Source organism: Mesorhizobium cantuariense, assembly GCF_042647205.1.
Classification (GTDB): domain Bacteria; phylum Pseudomonadota; class Alphaproteobacteria; order Rhizobiales; family Rhizobiaceae; genus Mesorhizobium; species Mesorhizobium cantuariense.
On sequence record NZ_JBHRVD010000001.1, the window covers coordinates 6022888 to 6037829 of the forward strand.

General features: G+C 63.8%; 15 protein-coding genes. 7 read left to right on the plus strand and 8 right to left on the minus strand.

Features of this window, described 5'->3' with window-relative positions; translation table 11 throughout:
• Window positions 1-5 precede the first annotated feature (5 nt).
• The 4 genes from ACFOJ9_RS29370 to ACFOJ9_RS29385 are packed head-to-tail and all read left to right on the plus strand — an operon-like array spanning window position 6 to window position 4712.
• A complete protein-coding gene (locus tag ACFOJ9_RS29370) occupies window positions 6-1625 on the plus strand; it encodes a phytoene desaturase family protein (protein WP_378984127.1) in 1620 nt (539 codons plus the stop codon).
• Window positions 1612-3177 (plus strand): phytoene desaturase family protein, encoded by a 1566-nt coding sequence (locus ACFOJ9_RS29375; protein WP_378984129.1) that lies wholly within the window; start codon window positions 1612-1614, stop codon window positions 3175-3177. Before ACFOJ9_RS29370 ends, ACFOJ9_RS29375 begins: the two co-directional genes overlap by 14 nt.
• A 3-nt stretch (window positions 3178-3180) precedes the next feature.
• The gene (locus tag ACFOJ9_RS29380) at window positions 3181-4440 is read left to right on the plus strand and encodes an aminomethyltransferase family protein (protein WP_378984131.1); all 1260 of its coding nucleotides are present in this window, start codon (window positions 3181-3183) and stop codon (window positions 4438-4440) included.
• Window positions 4441-4442: 2 nt separating this feature from the next.
• Window positions 4443-4712, plus strand: a complete 270-nt coding sequence (locus ACFOJ9_RS29385; protein WP_378984133.1) for a hypothetical protein — start codon at window positions 4443-4445, stop codon at window positions 4710-4712.
• Here ACFOJ9_RS29385 and ACFOJ9_RS29390 read toward each other — a convergent pair.
• The 4 genes from ACFOJ9_RS29390 to ACFOJ9_RS29405 all read right to left on the minus strand — a co-directional run bounded on the left by ACFOJ9_RS29390 (window position 4709) and on the right by ACFOJ9_RS29405 (window position 7770).
• On the minus strand, window positions 4709-5767 hold the full coding sequence (locus ACFOJ9_RS29390; protein WP_378984135.1) for a dipeptidase: 1059 nt from the start codon (window positions 5765-5767) through the stop codon (window positions 4709-4711). The two genes, ACFOJ9_RS29385 and ACFOJ9_RS29390, sit on opposite strands and share 4 nt — an antisense overlap.
• A 142-nt stretch (window positions 5768-5909) precedes the next feature.
• Window positions 5910-6209 carry a GNAT family N-acetyltransferase gene (locus ACFOJ9_RS29395; protein ID WP_056587365.1) on the minus strand — a complete coding sequence of 100 codons (300 nt, stop codon included), beginning with the start codon at window positions 6207-6209 and terminating at the stop codon, window positions 5910-5912.
• 2 nt (window positions 6210-6211) lie between these two features.
• The gene (locus tag ACFOJ9_RS29400; RefSeq protein WP_378984136.1) at window positions 6212-6832 is read right to left on the minus strand and encodes an alpha/beta hydrolase; all 621 of its coding nucleotides are present in this window, start codon (window positions 6830-6832) and stop codon (window positions 6212-6214) included.
• 5 nt (window positions 6833-6837) lie between these two features.
• Entirely contained in the window at window positions 6838-7770 is a 933-nt protein-coding gene (locus tag ACFOJ9_RS29405; RefSeq protein ID WP_378984137.1) for a VOC family protein, read from the minus strand.
• Window positions 7771-7997: 227 nt separating this feature from the next.
• On the opposite strand from ACFOJ9_RS29405, the gene ACFOJ9_RS29410 reads away from it, so the two are divergent.
• Window positions 7998-9560 (plus strand): alkaline phosphatase family protein, encoded by a 1563-nt coding sequence (locus ACFOJ9_RS29410; protein ID WP_378984138.1) that lies wholly within the window; start codon window positions 7998-8000, stop codon window positions 9558-9560.
• Window positions 9561-9616: 56 nt separating this feature from the next.
• Here ACFOJ9_RS29410 and ACFOJ9_RS29415 read toward each other — a convergent pair whose 3' ends face one another.
• The gene (locus ACFOJ9_RS29415; protein WP_378984139.1) at window positions 9617-10954 is read right to left on the minus strand and encodes a PRC-barrel domain-containing protein; all 1338 of its coding nucleotides are present in this window, start codon (window positions 10952-10954) and stop codon (window positions 9617-9619) included.
• A 275-nt stretch (window positions 10955-11229) separates the two neighbouring features.
• On the opposite strand from ACFOJ9_RS29415, the gene ACFOJ9_RS29420 reads away from it, so the two are divergent.
• Entirely contained in the window at window positions 11230-12150 is a 921-nt protein-coding gene (locus ACFOJ9_RS29420) for a diacylglycerol/lipid kinase family protein (protein WP_378984140.1), read from the plus strand.
• A 30-nt stretch (window positions 12151-12180) separates the two neighbouring features.
• Here the strand turns inward: ACFOJ9_RS29420 and ACFOJ9_RS29425 are convergent, their stop codons facing one another.
• Window positions 12181-12354: a hypothetical protein gene (locus ACFOJ9_RS29425; RefSeq protein ID WP_378984141.1), complete on the minus strand. Its 174-nt coding sequence runs from the start codon at window positions 12352-12354 to the stop codon at window positions 12181-12183.
• 154 nt (window positions 12355-12508) lie between these two features.
• Between ACFOJ9_RS29425 and ACFOJ9_RS29430 the strand changes: the two genes are divergently transcribed.
• A complete protein-coding gene (locus ACFOJ9_RS29430; protein WP_378984143.1) occupies window positions 12509-14041 on the plus strand; it encodes a sensor histidine kinase in 1533 nt (510 codons plus the stop codon).
• An 83-nt stretch (window positions 14042-14124) separates the two neighbouring features.
• Here ACFOJ9_RS29430 and ACFOJ9_RS29435 read toward each other — a convergent pair whose 3' ends face one another.
• Together ACFOJ9_RS29435 and ACFOJ9_RS29440 are read right to left on the minus strand one after the other, a co-directional pair.
• Window positions 14125-14583 carry a hypothetical protein gene (locus ACFOJ9_RS29435; protein ID WP_378984145.1) on the minus strand — a complete coding sequence of 153 codons (459 nt, stop codon included), beginning with the start codon at window positions 14581-14583 and terminating at the stop codon, window positions 14125-14127.
• An 11-nt stretch (window positions 14584-14594) separates the two neighbouring features.
• Complete coding sequence (locus ACFOJ9_RS29440; RefSeq protein ID WP_378984147.1) at window positions 14595-14921, minus strand: DUF883 family protein; 327 nt, start codon at window positions 14919-14921, stop codon at window positions 14595-14597.
• Window positions 14922-14942: the final 21 nt, after the last annotated feature.

The window sequence follows — 14942 nt, forward strand, 5'->3', positions numbered from 1 at the left end:
CCAAAATGAAAGCTTGGGATGCGATCATCATCGGCGGTGGGCACAACGGACTGGTCAACGCCTGCTACCTGCAGCGCGCCGGCCTCGACGTGCTGGTGGTCGAGAAGAACGACTGGGTCGGCGGCGCCGCCACCAGCCGGGAACTGACGCCGGGCTTCCTCTACTCCAACTGCTCCTATGTCTGCTCGCTGTTTCGCCCTGAGATCATGCGCGACCTCGAACTGCCGCACTTCGGCCTGCAGGTCATCTCCTACGAGGGCGGCGCGGTGTTCACCCGCGACGGCGACTACCTTGCCAACTACCGCGACCACGACGCACACCGGCGCGAATTCGCCCGCTTCTCCAAGCGCGATGCCGAAGCCTATGACCGCTACGCCCGCGATGTGACGCGGCAGTGCCGCTTCATCCAGCCGCTGTTGATGCGCACCGCGCCCGACCCGACCAGCCTGCGGCCGCGCGACCTCGGCGAGCTGCTTTATCTCGGCAAGAAATTCGCAGGCCTGTCGGCTGAGGAAATGGCGCTGACGCTACGCTTCTGGACCATGTCGATCTCGGAATTTCTCGACGAATATTTCGAGACAGACGTCATCAAGGCGAACTTCGCATTGTCCGGCATCATCGGCACCGCGCTCGGGCCGATGTCGCCGGGCACGGCTTACGTGCTTTTGCATCACTATATGGGCGAAGTCGACGGCTCGGTCGGCGCCTGGGGCTATGCGCGTGGCGGCATGGGCGCCGTGACCAAGGCACTCGCCGCCTCCTTCAAGGCCTCGGGCGGCACCATCCGCACCGGCGCCGAGGTCGACCATGTGCTCGTCCAACGCGGCAAGGCCAGGGGCGTGGTGCTGGCCGGCGGCGAGGAGATCTACGGCAAGCTCGTCGTCTCCAATGCCGATGTGAAGCGCACCTTCCTCAATCTGGTCGAGGAAAAGGAACTGCCCGACATCTTCCTGCGCCGGGTCAAGAACTTCAAGATCCGAGGCTCGTCCGGCAAGGTCAACATCGCACTCGATTCGCTGCCGGAATTCCCGGCACTGCCAAAGGATTCGCCAGTCTATCGCGGCGACATGCATTTCACCGATTCGATGGAACGCATGGAGCGCGCCTATGACGACTGGAAGGCCGGGCGCTGGTCCGCCGATCCCTTCCTCGACATGGTCATCCCGACAACGCTCGACCCGACCATGGCACCGCCCGGCAAGCACTTCATGAGCTGCTTCGTGCAATACGCCCCGCCCAAGATCGGCGGCCGCGAGTGGACCGATGCCGACCGCGACGGTTTTGCCGAAAGCGTGATTTCGCAGATCGCGGAGTACTCGCCGGGTTTCCGCGGCCGCATCGTCCATATGGAGGTGCGCACGCCGCGCGAGATCGAGGCCGAGGTCGGTCTCACCGAAGGCAACATCTTCCAGGGCGAACTGACCTTCGACCAGCTTCTGTTCAACCGGCCGGTGCCGGGCTACGCGCAGTACCGTTCGCCGGTCGGCGGGCTCTATATGTGCGGCTCCTCGACCCATCCCGGCGGCGGCGTCATGGGCGCGCCCGGCCGCAATGCCGCGGCGGAAATCCTGCGCGACCTTGCCAAATCCACCTCGCATATGAGCCCGGCCCATGACGTCATTTGATGCCATCGTCATTGGCGGCGGCCACAACGGCCTTGTTGCCGCTGCCGCGCTGGCGAGAGCCGGCCGCAAGGTGCTGGTGCTGGAAGCCGCAAGCGAAGTCGGTGGCGCCTCGCGCACCGAGGAATTCGCGCCAGGCTTTCGCGCCTCCTCGGTCGCCCATCTGCTGAACCGGCTGCATCCCGATGTGATGAAGGTGCTGGAGCTGGAAAAGCACGGGCTGCACTTCGCGCGCGCCGACTTCATGCCGTCGGTGGCTTTGTCGAAGGATGGCCCGCCGCTTGTCTTGCATGGCGCCTATGGCGAGATGCTGACCGGAGCCAGTTCGTCCGAGCAATCCGCCTGGAAAGACCTGCGCGCACAACTGCTGCGCTATGCCGGCATCCTGAAACCCCTCCTGTCCCGCCGGCCGCCCGATCTCGCCGGCATGTCGCTGCTGGAGACCGCTTCGCTCGGCCAGACCGCGCTGGCGCTGAAGAAGCTCGGCAAGGAGGACATGCGCGATTTCCTGCGCGTGCTGTTGATGAACGTCGCCGACCTGCTCGACGAACAGCTCACGGACATCAGGCTGAAGGGCTTGCTCGCCTTCGATGCGACGCTTGGCAGCCATCTCGGTCCGCGTTCGCCAACCTCGCTGCTTGGTCTCTACTATCGGCTGGCGGGCGAGACCGGCGGCAAAGCCGGCGCGCAGATCGTGCCGAAGGGCGGCATAGGCGCGGTTGTCACCGCCATTCGCGCTTCGGCGGAGAACGCCGGCGTCGCCATCCGCACATCGGCTCCGGTGGCCAAGATCATCGTCGAGAAAAGCCGCGCCGTCGGTGTCGCGCTCGACAATGGCGAGGTGCTGCGCGCGAGGACGATCGTCTCGGCCATCAACCCGGCGACGACCTTCCTCGACCTCGTTGGACCGCGCGAGATCGACACCGGCTTCGTGCGCAAGGTGAAAAATATCCGTATGAAGGGCGATGCGGCCAAGCTCCACCTGGCGCTCGACCGGCCGCCGCAGTTCACCGGTGTCGATGCCGCCGGCCACAAGGGACGGCTGGTCATCGCGCCCTCGCCCGATCACGTCGAGCGCGCCTTCAACCCATCCAAATACGGCGAGTTCTCGCCCGAGCCGGTGATGGAGATCACGTTGCCCAGCCTCGCCGACCCATCGCTCGCGCCCGCCGGCGCCTGCGTGCTGTCGGCGGTCGTGCAATACGCGCCTTATGCGCTGAAGGAGGGCTGGGATGCCGGCAAGCCGAAATTCCTGAGGGCGATCATGGCTCAGCTCGAGTCTCACGCGCCCGGCATCGGCAAGAGCGTGGTCCACGCCGAGCTTTTGACGCCAGCCGACATCGAGGTGCGCTACCGCATGCCGGGCGGCCATTGGCATCACGGCGAATTGCAGGCCGACCAGATGCTGGTCGCGCGCCCCGTCTCCGGCTGGTCAGGTTACGACACCCCGGTCGAAGGGCTGTTCCTGGCCGGCGCCGGCTCGCATCCCGGCGGCGGCGTCTCCGGCGCGCCTGGCCTCAACGCTGCGCGGCGCATCATCGCGATGAAGGGATAGGCCATGGCTCAGGCAACCAGAAAGAAGCCCGTTGCAAAGGCAGTCGGCGCGGCCGTTTCCGCTCGCATCGCAGCGCAGGCTCATTTCCGCACGCTACGTCTGGGCACGCCGTTCCAGCCGCGCATCGACGCGCTGGCCAGAACCCAGGACTGGTACAATTGGGCCGGCTACCGCGCCCCCCACTCACTGTGGGACGAGGAGCTCGAATACTTCGCCATCCGCAGCCAGGCGGCGCTGTTCGACATTTCGCCGATGACCAAATACCGGATCGAGGGACCGGACGCCGAAGCCTTGCTCAATCGAGTCACGCTGCGCGATGTCACCAAGCTCAAATCCGGCCGTGTCCACTACACCGCCTGGTGCGACGACGAAGGCTTTGTTCTCGACGACGGCACGCTGTTCCGGCTCGCGCCAACGCGTTTCCGGCTGTGTTCGCAGGAGCGGCATTTGCCTTGGCTGCTCGACAGCGCCATCGGCTTTGATGTGACGGTCGAGGAAGAAACCGAGGCCGTCGCCGGCCTCGCCTTGCAGGGCCCGACATCCTTTGCGGTGCTGCGCGATGCCGGCTTCGCTGGCGTCGAGAGGCTGAAAATATTCGACCTCGCCGATTTCCCGCATGATGGCGGCACCGTCACCATTTCGCGCACCGGCTTCACCGGTGATCTCGGCTACGAGCTGTTCGTGCCGGCCGACAAGGCGCTGAGCCTGTGGGACCGGCTGATGACATCAGGCGAACTGCGCGGCATCCGCGCCATCGGCTACACCGCGCTCAACCGTGCCCGGCTCGAAGCCGGGCTGATCGTTGCCAATGCGGATTTCACAACCGCCGAGCACGCCATCCGCGCCGACCGCTTGCGCATGCCTGACGAGATCGGACTCGGCTTCATGATCGATCTGGAAAAGGGCCATTTCAATGGCCGCCGTGCCATCCTCGAGGCGAGAGCGAAACGCAAATTACGCTATGTGCTGGTCGGCCTGGAGATCGAGGGCAACATCCCGGCCGAACACGCCATCGTCTACCACAAGAAAGCCCGAGAGGTGGGCCTGGTCAGCGCCGCCATGTGGTCACCGATGGCCAAGCGCAACATCGCCATCGCCTCGCTGGCGCGGCCGTACGGTGATACCATGGTCGAGGACCTCTGGGTCGAGATCTACGCCATGCGCGAGCTGCAGTATCAGAAGCTGATGAAGCGGGCCAAGGTGGTGGCGCGGCCGTTCATCAAGCTCGACCGCCGCACCGCCAACCCGCCGGCGGACTTCTGACCATGACCGACGAAGCCGACAAGCAGCAAGAAGATGGGGAAGCAGCCGAGCAGTGGGAGCTGGTCAACACGCCGCTCGGCGAAAAATGGTCCGGCCGCACGCGCTATGCCGCCGCCATGTTCTTCTACAAGCGCGACGAGATGACCTCCGAGACGCTCGAGGTCTACCGCATCTGCGCGCGGCTTGATTCGGAAGATCCGCTACCGATCATCCGCGATCGCGGCGTCGGCAAGGACTGGCTGAAGCGCATGGCTTCCAATAAGCCGTTCTAACCTATCGTTTTCTCGAGCATGCCCAGCCAGTTGCGATAGGCGATCTTCTCGATCAGCGCGCGGCCGAAACCGCGTGCCGCCAAGGCATCCAGCAGCTTCGGCAGGCCGGCAACATCGCCGATGACGGCCGGGATCATGGCGCCGTCGAAATCGGAGCCGAGGCCGACGCCGTCTTCACCCAAAGCCTGCAGCAGCGAATCGACATGGCGCACCATGATGTCGAGGCTGGTGTCGGCATTCATGCGGCCGTCCTCGCGCAGGAATCCGGTGGCGAAATTCAGCCCGACCATGCCGCCGGACTCGCGGATCGCGCCGAGCTGCCAGTCGGTCAAGTTGCGCGAATGGCCGCAGATCGCATGCACGTTGGAATGGGTGGCGACCAGCGGCGCATCGCTGAGTGCTGCGACATCGCGAAACCCCTTCTCGTTGAGATGCGAGAGATCGATCATGATCTTCAGCTGGTTGCAGGCCTTGACCAGCGCCTTGCCGGCATCGGTCAGGCCGGGTCCGGTGTCGGGCGAGGACGGGAAGCGGAACGGCACGCCGTGGCCGAAAGCATTCGGCCGGCTCCAGACGATGCCGAGCGAGCGCAGGCCGGCGGCATGCAGCACGTCGAGCATGGTGAGCTCAGGATCGATCGCCTCGACCCCTTCGATGTGGAACACCGCTGCGATCGACCCCTGTGCCATGGCTCCGCGCACATCGCCGGCACTGCGGCAGACGGTGAGCGCTCCGGCCCGTTCCAGCCGGAACAGGATCGAGGCCATCGCGATCGTCGAGCTCAACGCATCATTGCGCGGGACCTCTGGCGGCAACGGCTCGGCAGCGCTCGGCGCCAGGGGCACGGCGCTGCGCCTGGATTTCTCGACAGGCGGCGGGAAGATGGCGAACATGCCACCGGCAAAGCCACCGGCCTTCGCGCGCGGCAGGTCGATATGGCCGCCCGATTTCCCCTCTATGAACAGCTTTTCGACATCCGTGTCTTTCGACTGGTAGAGTCTGAGCAACGTATCGTTGTGGCCGTCGAAGACGGGAACGAGATCGGTTTCGGTCATAGGGGGATCATTCGGTTCGTTTGTCGGCAAGGGGCTGAGATATATCATATCTACTTAGGCAGGATGTGCCACCCGGGCAAATGCCAAAGCCATCCCGGTGGGACGGCAGCCGCTCGCCGCGCCGTTTCCGAGCGATGAAATCCTACTGCTTCAGCACGTCGGCCCATTCCTGGTGGCGGCGGAACTGGGCGTTGGCGAAGGGGCAGAGCGGGATGATCTTCTTGCCCGCCGCACGCGCATCCTCGACGGCGCGGGTGACGAGCCGAAGCCCGGCACCCTGGCCACGAAAAGCGTCCGGCACTTCGGTATGGTCGATGATGATCTGGTGCTCGCCGATCTTGGTGAACGTCATCTCGGCCTCCGCGCCACCGGGCCCGCGCAGGACATAGCGACCCTTGGACCCGCGATCCTCCAGTTCGATCTCAGGCAGTTGGTCAGGCATCGCTATTCTCCCTGGATGGCATCGGCAAAGAACCGCCGTGCCGCCTCGATCTCGTTTGGCCGCACCTCGTGCCCGCCTTCATGCCACTCCACTGTGACATCGGCACCGTCGGCACGCAAATAGGCTTCGAGCCGCGTCGTCAGGTTCGGCGGACAGATCGGATCGCGCTTGCCGGCGGTCAGCAGAATATGGCGGCCGGCGAGACTGCCCTTCACCTCAGGCTCGAACGGGATCAGCGGATGCATCAGCACCGCAGCGTCGAACCGCAGCGGTGCCGCAAACACCACCGAGGCCAGAACATTGGCGCCGTTGGAGTAGCCGAGACCCAGCACGACCGATGGCTTCGCCGCCTCGACATGCGCCTTGACGAAGCCCGCCATCTTGGTCGTCGCCCGTGCCAGATCGTCCATGTCGTAGACGCCCTCGCCGGTGCGGCGAAAGAAGCGCGCAGCACCATGTTCCGACACATCGCCGCGCGGCGAGATGACGGTTGCCTGGGGTGCGAGATCGCGCCCCAGCGACAGCAGCTGGTTCTCATCGGCCCCCGTGCCATGGAAGACGAACAGCAGTGGACCGCCCGGCGAACCGGGTAGCAGCTTGTGGATGTAAGCGTCCTTGCTCATGGCCTTTAGCCTTCCAGCTTCTGCAGATGCTGTTCGAGATAAGGCCGCAGGTGCTGGTGCTGCGTCGGCAGCTTCAGCGTTTCACCGAGATGAGCGGTATCCTCATCGCGATCGAAACCCGGCTCGTTGGTGGCGACTTCGAACAGCACACCACCCGGCGTGCGGAAATAGATCGCCCAGAAATAATCGCGGTCGATCACCGGCGTCACACCATAGCCGGTATCCATCAACGCCTTGCGCACTTCGAGCTGCCTGGCGCGGTTCTCGACGGCGAAGGCGACATGGTGGACGGAGCCGGCGCCGAGATCGGCGAAGGCAGCAGCCGGCAGCGATTCGATGTCGACGACATCGGCGCCATTGCCGTTCTTCAGCGCCAGCCGCCTGACGTTGCCTGACTTCTCGATTTCCTCGTAACCCATGAATTTCAAAAGCTCCTCGGTGGCGCCGCCATCCTTCAGCCGGAGCGACACCGAGTGAAAGCCGCGGATCGCCTCATCCATGGGAACACCACCTTTCGCCCATGGCACTCTGCTGTCAGCCTTGTCCTCGACCAGCGCGAAACCGTCGCCATCGGGGCCGGCAAAGGCCAAACGCTTCTCGCCGAAGGTCTCGTCACGCGACAGGCCGGTGACGCCCTCATCGGCAAAACGCTTTTCCCAGTAGGCGAGCGTGCCTTCCGGCACCGAGTAGACCGTGGTGCCGACTTCGCCGACGCCATGCCGGCCCTTGCCGATGTCGGGGAACGGAAAATATGTCATCACCGAACCGGGCGTCCCGGCCTCGTCGCCATAATAGAGGTGGTAAACATCAGGCGCGTCGAAATTGACTGTCTTCTTGACCCGGCGCTGGCCGAGCTTTCTGGTGAAGAATTCATTGTTCTGCCGGGCATCCCTGGCCATCGATGTGACGTGGTGCAGGCCCTTGATCTGGTCGAGCATTGTCTTGCTCCTTCCCTTGGGTACTTGTGCGGCCCTCGCCGCTGTCCTCGCCAATATGAGGACGCGAGCGCTTCAGGCAAAGGCGGCAAACACAGAATGGACTGTGCTGTAAAAGTGAACAACTGAAGAATTTTGTTCACCAACTGGCTCACATGACAGGCTTGCGCCGTCGTCGGAATTCGGTTCCATGAGCGGCGTTCGATCATCCAGGGACAAGGGTATCGCGAGTGACTGGAAAAGCCAGGCGGCCTAACATTCTCCTGATCACATGCGACCAGTGGCGCGGCGATTGCCTGTCGTCCGCGGGCCATCCGGTTGTGAAGACGCCGAATGCCGACGCGCTGGCCGCAGAGGGTTTGCTGTTCAAGCGCCATTATGGCGGTGCGGCGCCATGCTCGCCGGCCCGCGCCTGCCTCTATACCGGTCTCTACCAGATGAACAACCGCGTCTGCCGCAATGGCACGCCACTCGACGCCCGTCACGGCAACATCGCACTGCATGCCTGCGGCCTTGGCTATGATCCGACGCTGTTCGGCTACACCGACGTCTCGCTCGATCCGCGCCTGCTGGCGCCGGGCGACCCGCGGCTGCAAAGCTATGAAGGCGTGCTGCCGGGCTTTACCGTGCGCCAGTTGCTGCCCGAGCATCAGAAACAATGGCTGTCCTGGCTGAAGCTGCGGGGCGTCGACGCCAGCGCCGGATCTCCCGACATCCATCGACCGGTGAACGGCGACAAGTCCGGCGCTGTCAGCAACGCACCGCCCGTCTACTCCAGGGACGAGACTCCGGCCGCCTTCCTGACCGGCGAATTCTCTCGTTGGCTCAGCGAGCAGGAACGCGCCGCACCGTGGTTCGCCCATCTTTCCTTCATCAGCCCGCACCCGCCCTTCATCGTGCCGGAACCCTACAACACGCTGTATGATCCGGAGGAAGGTCCCGCCTTCCGGCGCGCGGCAAGCTGGCAGGAAGAGGTGCAGAGCCATCCCTACCTCGCCTATGACATTGGCCGGCAGAAGCAGGCAAAGTTCCGTGCCGACGCCAGTGGCAAGGTGCACGACTGGAGCGATGACGACTTCCGCCGCATCCGGGCGATCTATTACGGCATGATCTCGGAGGTCGACGCGCAGCTCGGCCGCATCTGGCAAGCGGTCAAGGACGCTGGCGCGTGGGACGACACCATCATCGTTCTGACGTCAGATCACGCCGAGATGATGGGCGACCATTTCATGCTGGGCAAGGGCGGTTACTTCGACGGCAGCTACCACATTCCGCTGATCATCCGCGATCCGCGACACGGCCAGGCGGCAGGCGGCAGCGTCGATCGCTTCACCGAAGCGGTGGACATTGTGCCGACGCTTCTCGACCTGCTCGGCGAGGACCCCGAGCCGCATCTCGACGGATATTCGCTGAGGCCGTTCCTGGACGGCAAGAACCCGAAAGCCTGGCGCGATGCCGCGCATTGGGAGTTCGATTTCCGTTCGATCGCCGAAGGCGAGGCCGAACACCATTTCGGCATCACCTCACGCCAATGCAATCTCGCCGTCATCCGCACGGAAAAATTCAAATATGTGCATTTCGGTGGTGGCCTGCCGCCGCTGCTGTTCGATCTGGAAAGCGATCCCGGCGAACTAAACAATCTCGCAGCCGACCCCCAGCATTTCGCCGTGCGGCTGGAATTCGCCGAACGGCTGCTCGCCTGGCGGGCCGAACATCTCGACCAGTCGCTGGCGCTGGCCGAGCTCACCGAGCACGGAATTGCAGGCCACGCTGCCGATCTACCTCCGCCCTGACATGAAAAAAGGTCCGCGCCGTTGCCGGCGCGGACCTTCTTCAAGACTGAACCGAGCTACCGCACAATCATGCGCTGCTGATCGCGCTTCTCGGCATAGCTGCCCTTGTCGTAGGCAGTTTGCGCCTCGAGCTGTTCCTTGGTGAAGGTCGTGTACAGGTACTTCTTGCCGTCCTTGTCGGTCATGAATTTTAGGTTATCCATGCCGACCGCGACCTCCTTCTCGCCGATGCCGAGGAAGCCGCCGACATCGACGATCACCGCGTCGGTCTTGTTGTCGGGCGCGAGCACGACATCGCCGATTTCGCCGACCTTGGCGTCGTTGGCACCGTAGACAGTGGTGCCCTTCAGATCGTCACCCCGGATCTCGCCAACCGGCATTTCCGTCAGCGTCGACTTGTCGATAGCTGCCGTCTGCGTCTGGTCGGGAGCCGAGGCGTCAGGGGTCGCCGCTGCCGGAGCCTCGGCGGTCTTGTCTGCCGGAGCGACAGCGGGGGCCGTGGTGTCAGAGGGCACAGCTGCCGGAGCAGTGGCCGCAGGCTCATTGGAAGCCGTCGTTGCCGGCGCCGGATCATAGGCCTTGCGGTCGAAATCCGGCTGCGCCAGCAGTTCTTCCTTGGTGGTCTGGGCCACCAGCCAACGGTCGCCATTCTTGTCGGCCCACTGCGCCTTGGAGAAATCATAGGTGACATTCTTAGCCCCGAGGCCAAGGAAACCGCCCACTCCGATGATCAGCGACTCGGCCTTGCCTTCCTTGGTCAGAACGATGTCGTTGACGCTGCCGATGTTCTGCGCGTCATCGCCGGTGCCGTTGTAGACGTTTTCCCCAATGATGTTGGTCGCGAGGTTGCCGTCGGCGCGCTTCACGGGTTCCGTCGGAGCGGCATTCATGTCGACAGGCTTCTGCGCCGTATCCGTCGTCGCGGGTGCCGTCGGTGCTGCTGCGTCAGGCGATGCAGCGGGTGCTGGGGCCGGAGCGTAGGGCTTGCTGTCGAATTCTGCCTGCGCCGTCAACTCTTCCTTGGTTGTCTGGGCCACCAGCCAGCGGTCGCCGTTCTTTTCGGCCCATTGCAGCTTGTCATAGTCGAAAGCGACATTCTTCGCTCCGACACCCAGAAAACCGCCGACGCCTATAACAACGGATTTCGCCTGACCATCCTTGTCGAAGACGACGTCAGTGACCTTGCCGATGTTCTCGGCATCATCGCCGGTACCGTTGTAGACGGATTCACCTACGATATTGGTGACAATGCTGCCCTCCGCGCGTACCGGAGCGGCGGCTGGCTCCTGAACGGCAGGGGCATCCGCTGGCGCCGGGGTTGTCGCACTCTGCGCGTAGGCCCCGGTCGCGACCAGCGCTACGAGTGCGGTCGTGGCTAAGAGGTTGCGGGTCATGATAATCTCTCCTCGTGCCTGATTTCGTGCACGCCGCGCCCGGTTGAACCGTCGCTCGGACGCGGCATCTTCTACACTTCACAACGTCGTGAGCATGCTGTTGTTCCGACAGAAGCGCGCGGCGTCCGTGCCAAAATCAACGAGCGGATGCGCCGCGGCTGTAAAATACGCCGGCGGATGTCGCCGCGCTCAAACGGAACCTTTCCCGCTTCGCCGCGTTTCAGCCTGCGGCTGGGTTTGTCCTGGCCCATCATGTTTGAATGACGGAGCGGGGCATGAAATTCGCAGCGGTGCTGAACCGGGATGGCGGCACGTTGCGGACCACTGACCTTGTCGCTTTCTCCGACAGGATGCATCAAACGCTGGAGACGGCAGGCCACTCCCTCAACATCGAGATTGTCGCCGGCCAAGATGTGGTGGAAACGCTCGCCAGCGCGGCCTCACGCCGCTCCGTCGACGTCGTGCTGGCTGGTGGCGGCGATGGAACCATTTCCGCTGCGGCTGCCCGGCTGATGGGCACGAAGAAGGCACTTGCCATATTGCCGGCCGGCACCATGAACCTGTTCGCTCGCGGGCTGGGTATTCCGCAGTCCCTCGATGCCGCGCTGAATTCCTTCGCCGACGGCGAAATCATTGCAGTCGACATGGCGACTGCCAACGGCCGGCCCTTCGTTCACCAGTTCTCGATCGGCATGCATGCGAGGATGGTGCAACTTCGCCAAAAGATGGAGTTCGGTTCGCGCCTGGGAAAGATCCGCGCCTCGGCCAAGGCGGCTTGGGCGACGATCAACAACCCACCGGCGATGAACGTCACGCTCAGCATTGGCGAAGCCGAGATGGCGGCCCGCATTACCGGCATCGGCATCACCAACAATCTGTTCGGCGAAGGCCATTTGCCTTACGCCGACAACCCGGCGGGCGGCGTGCTTGGCGTCTATGTCACGGTGGCGCAGCAGCGCGCCGAACTGGTCAAGTTCTTCTTCAACATGGCGCGCGGCAAATGGCGCGACAACGAACATGTCGAAATCCATCAGGCGGGCAGAACGGTCCTGAAAATCCATTCGGGGAGCAGCAAGTTTCGCGCCGTAATGGACGGAGAACTGGTGCGGCTCGACCGTGAGACAACGATCGAAATCCAGCCTCGCGCACTGAATGTCCTGGTGCCGGCGAGGATCGCCAAGGCAGAGGCGGCCTGAATGCGATCTCGACCGATGAAGGCTGAAAATCTAGCCGCTCGGCGCACTTCCTTGTTCCGTTGCCGGCGTCTTGACCATTTCACCATAGATTTCGGCGATGCCCCAGGCAGCGAACGCCAGAAGCAACGCGGCAATCAGGATGCGCAAGCCGTGCCAACCCCAGCGTCCCTGACGCGCTTTGTTTTCGGGAATGATCTTGGGCATGGTCGGTCCTTGTCTCGTTTCGCACCAGTTGCCGCGTCTGGCACAACATGGTCAGGTAACGGTTCCTCGCTAGGATGGTTCCGGGTCGGTGGGCTGGTCCCGGGTTGGCGAGGCGGCGCGAGAGCGACGGCCAAGGCGAGGCATTGGGGGCTTGGTGAATAGCAAGGCAGAAACAGTGCCGGGTCTGCCGGCCGAAGTTGCACGCGCAGTCAAGGATGAAGACCGGCTGGCCGTGCTGCGCGGGCTGAAGATGTTGGATACGGCGGCCGACCCGGATTTCGACCGCATCAGCAGCCTTGCCGCGGCGGCGATGCAGGCGCCGATCGCCTTGGTGACGCTCGTCGACCATGATCGGCAGTGGTTCAAATCCTGCGTCGGTCTGGACGAGACTGAAATCGCGACCGACATCTCCTTCTGCGCCCATGCGATTGCCGCCGGCGACGAGCCGATGGTGGTGACGGATGCAACGACGGATCCCCGCTTCAAGGCCAACCCGCTGGTCACCGGCAAGCACCATGTCCGCTTCTATGCCGGCGCCCCGATGATCGTGGCAGGCGCCCGCATCGGCACGCTGTGCGTGCTCGACCGCAAGCCGCATGCCTTTCCATCCCGCGCCAGGCTCGAGCAGTTGAAGGCGCTTGCCGGCCTCGCCGCCAGCCTGTTCACCTTGAAGCATGCGACCCGCAGCGGTGCCATCGCCGAGGCATTGCTCGTGCGCGAGGAAAAGCGCCGCGCCATCGCGCTCGATGCGGCTTCGCTCGCCAGCTGGGCATGGGACGTCCGCACCGACATCATCGAATGCGACACCTTGCTGCCAGAGCTGTTCAACCTGCCGCGCTCGAACCGGCTGCGGGCACGCGACATCCTCACCGCCATCGATCCGCGCGACGTCTACCAGACCGAAACCCGCTTTCGCGACGCCTTGACCGGCAGCGACGACTATTTCGGCGAATACCGGGTGAAGGGCTTTCATCCACCACGCTGGCTCGCCACGCGCGGCCGTGTCATCGAGCGCGACGGCGACGGCAAGCCGACCCTGATCTTCGGCGTCAACTACGACATATCGGAGCGCAAGCTCGGCGACGAGCGGCAACGGCTGCTGCTGCGTGAGCTCAACCACCGCGTCAAGAACACGCTAGCGACCGTGCAGGCGCTGGCGACGCAAACCGTGCGCCATGCCCGCCAGCCGAGCGAATTCCTCGAGGCCTTCGGCGCCCGGCTTCAGGCGCTGGGCATCGCCCACAATCTGTTGTCGGACCGCGAGTGGCGCGGCATCGGCATCCGTGAACTCGTCCAGATCGAGGTCAGGCCATTCGAAACGGCCGAGCAGCCGCGCATGACGATCTCCGGCGACGACTTGCTGCTGTCGCCCGACCAGGCCGTCGGGCTTGGCCTGATCCTGCATGAACTGGGCAGCAATGCCATGCAATATGGATCGCTGTCGGTGGTATCAGGCAAGGTTGATCTCGGCTGGAAGACGCAAGGCAGGAAGGGTGCCCGGCGCCTTGTGCTGACCTGGCGCGAAAGCGGCGGCCCGCGAGTCGCCCCGCCGGAACGACACGGCTTCGGCTCGATCCTCATCCGCCGCAGCCTTGCCAAGGTCATTTCAAGCGAAGTGACCCATGAGTTCCGGCCGGAAGGGGTGTTTGCCGAAATATCGATGCCGCTGGAAGATCTGTCAAAGTGACATGATCCCGAAAAGTGGAAACCGGTTTTCGCGGACAAACGGTTACCGTTTGTCCAGAGATCATGGTCAAAGAAAACACAGCTCTATTTCCGCTCGCTCTCATCTGGATCGTCGGATTTCACATTCTCGCGGTAGATCGCGTAAGCCGCGAGCGCTACGGCCGGCCCCAGAATGACGCCTAGACCACCCTTTCCCTTGAGCAGGGTTGGCAGCACGGCGAGTGCGGCGGTGATGCCGATCGCTTTCAGGTCTGCGTTGCGGCGTTGCGCCCGGCGCCGGGCGCGCGAGCCTGCGGATATCTGGTAAATCAGCAGGATCAACCCGGCGAGCACCAGGAAACCGGCACCAAAGCCCAGCGCGGCGGCAAGCGACCCGTAACGCATCGCCGTCCAGATATAGGCGGCCCCGATGAGAAAGCCGAGACCGCAGAGCGCGGCTGATATGGCGAGCACATAAACGATTGCCGCCGTGCGCGCCCGTCGCATGGCGGCAATCGTTTCGCCCGACGCCAGGCCGGAAATCAGGGATGCCAACATTCCCATCTGGAATGCGACTAGCGACGCGCAAGCAGCGCGACGAGGAAGCCAACGCCGGCGGCGATCGCCAGTGACGTCACCGGCTTTTCACGCACGCTTGCCATCATCTGCGCTTCGATGTCCTTGGCGTTGCCGCGCAGGCTGTCAAAGGCTGCTTCGCCCTGCGCACGCAGCTGCTCAACCCCCTCCGTGGCCGCACGGCGCGCGGTGCCGTAGCCGTGCTCGCCGGTCTTGGCCAATTGCTTGGTGAGCTTGTCGATGTCAGCCTTCAACTGCCTGATATCGGCTTCGAGGTCTGAATTCGTGCGGGCATCGCTGGCGGTCTTTCCTGCGGCAGTTGCCATGGCTTAACTCCTTGTGATTGC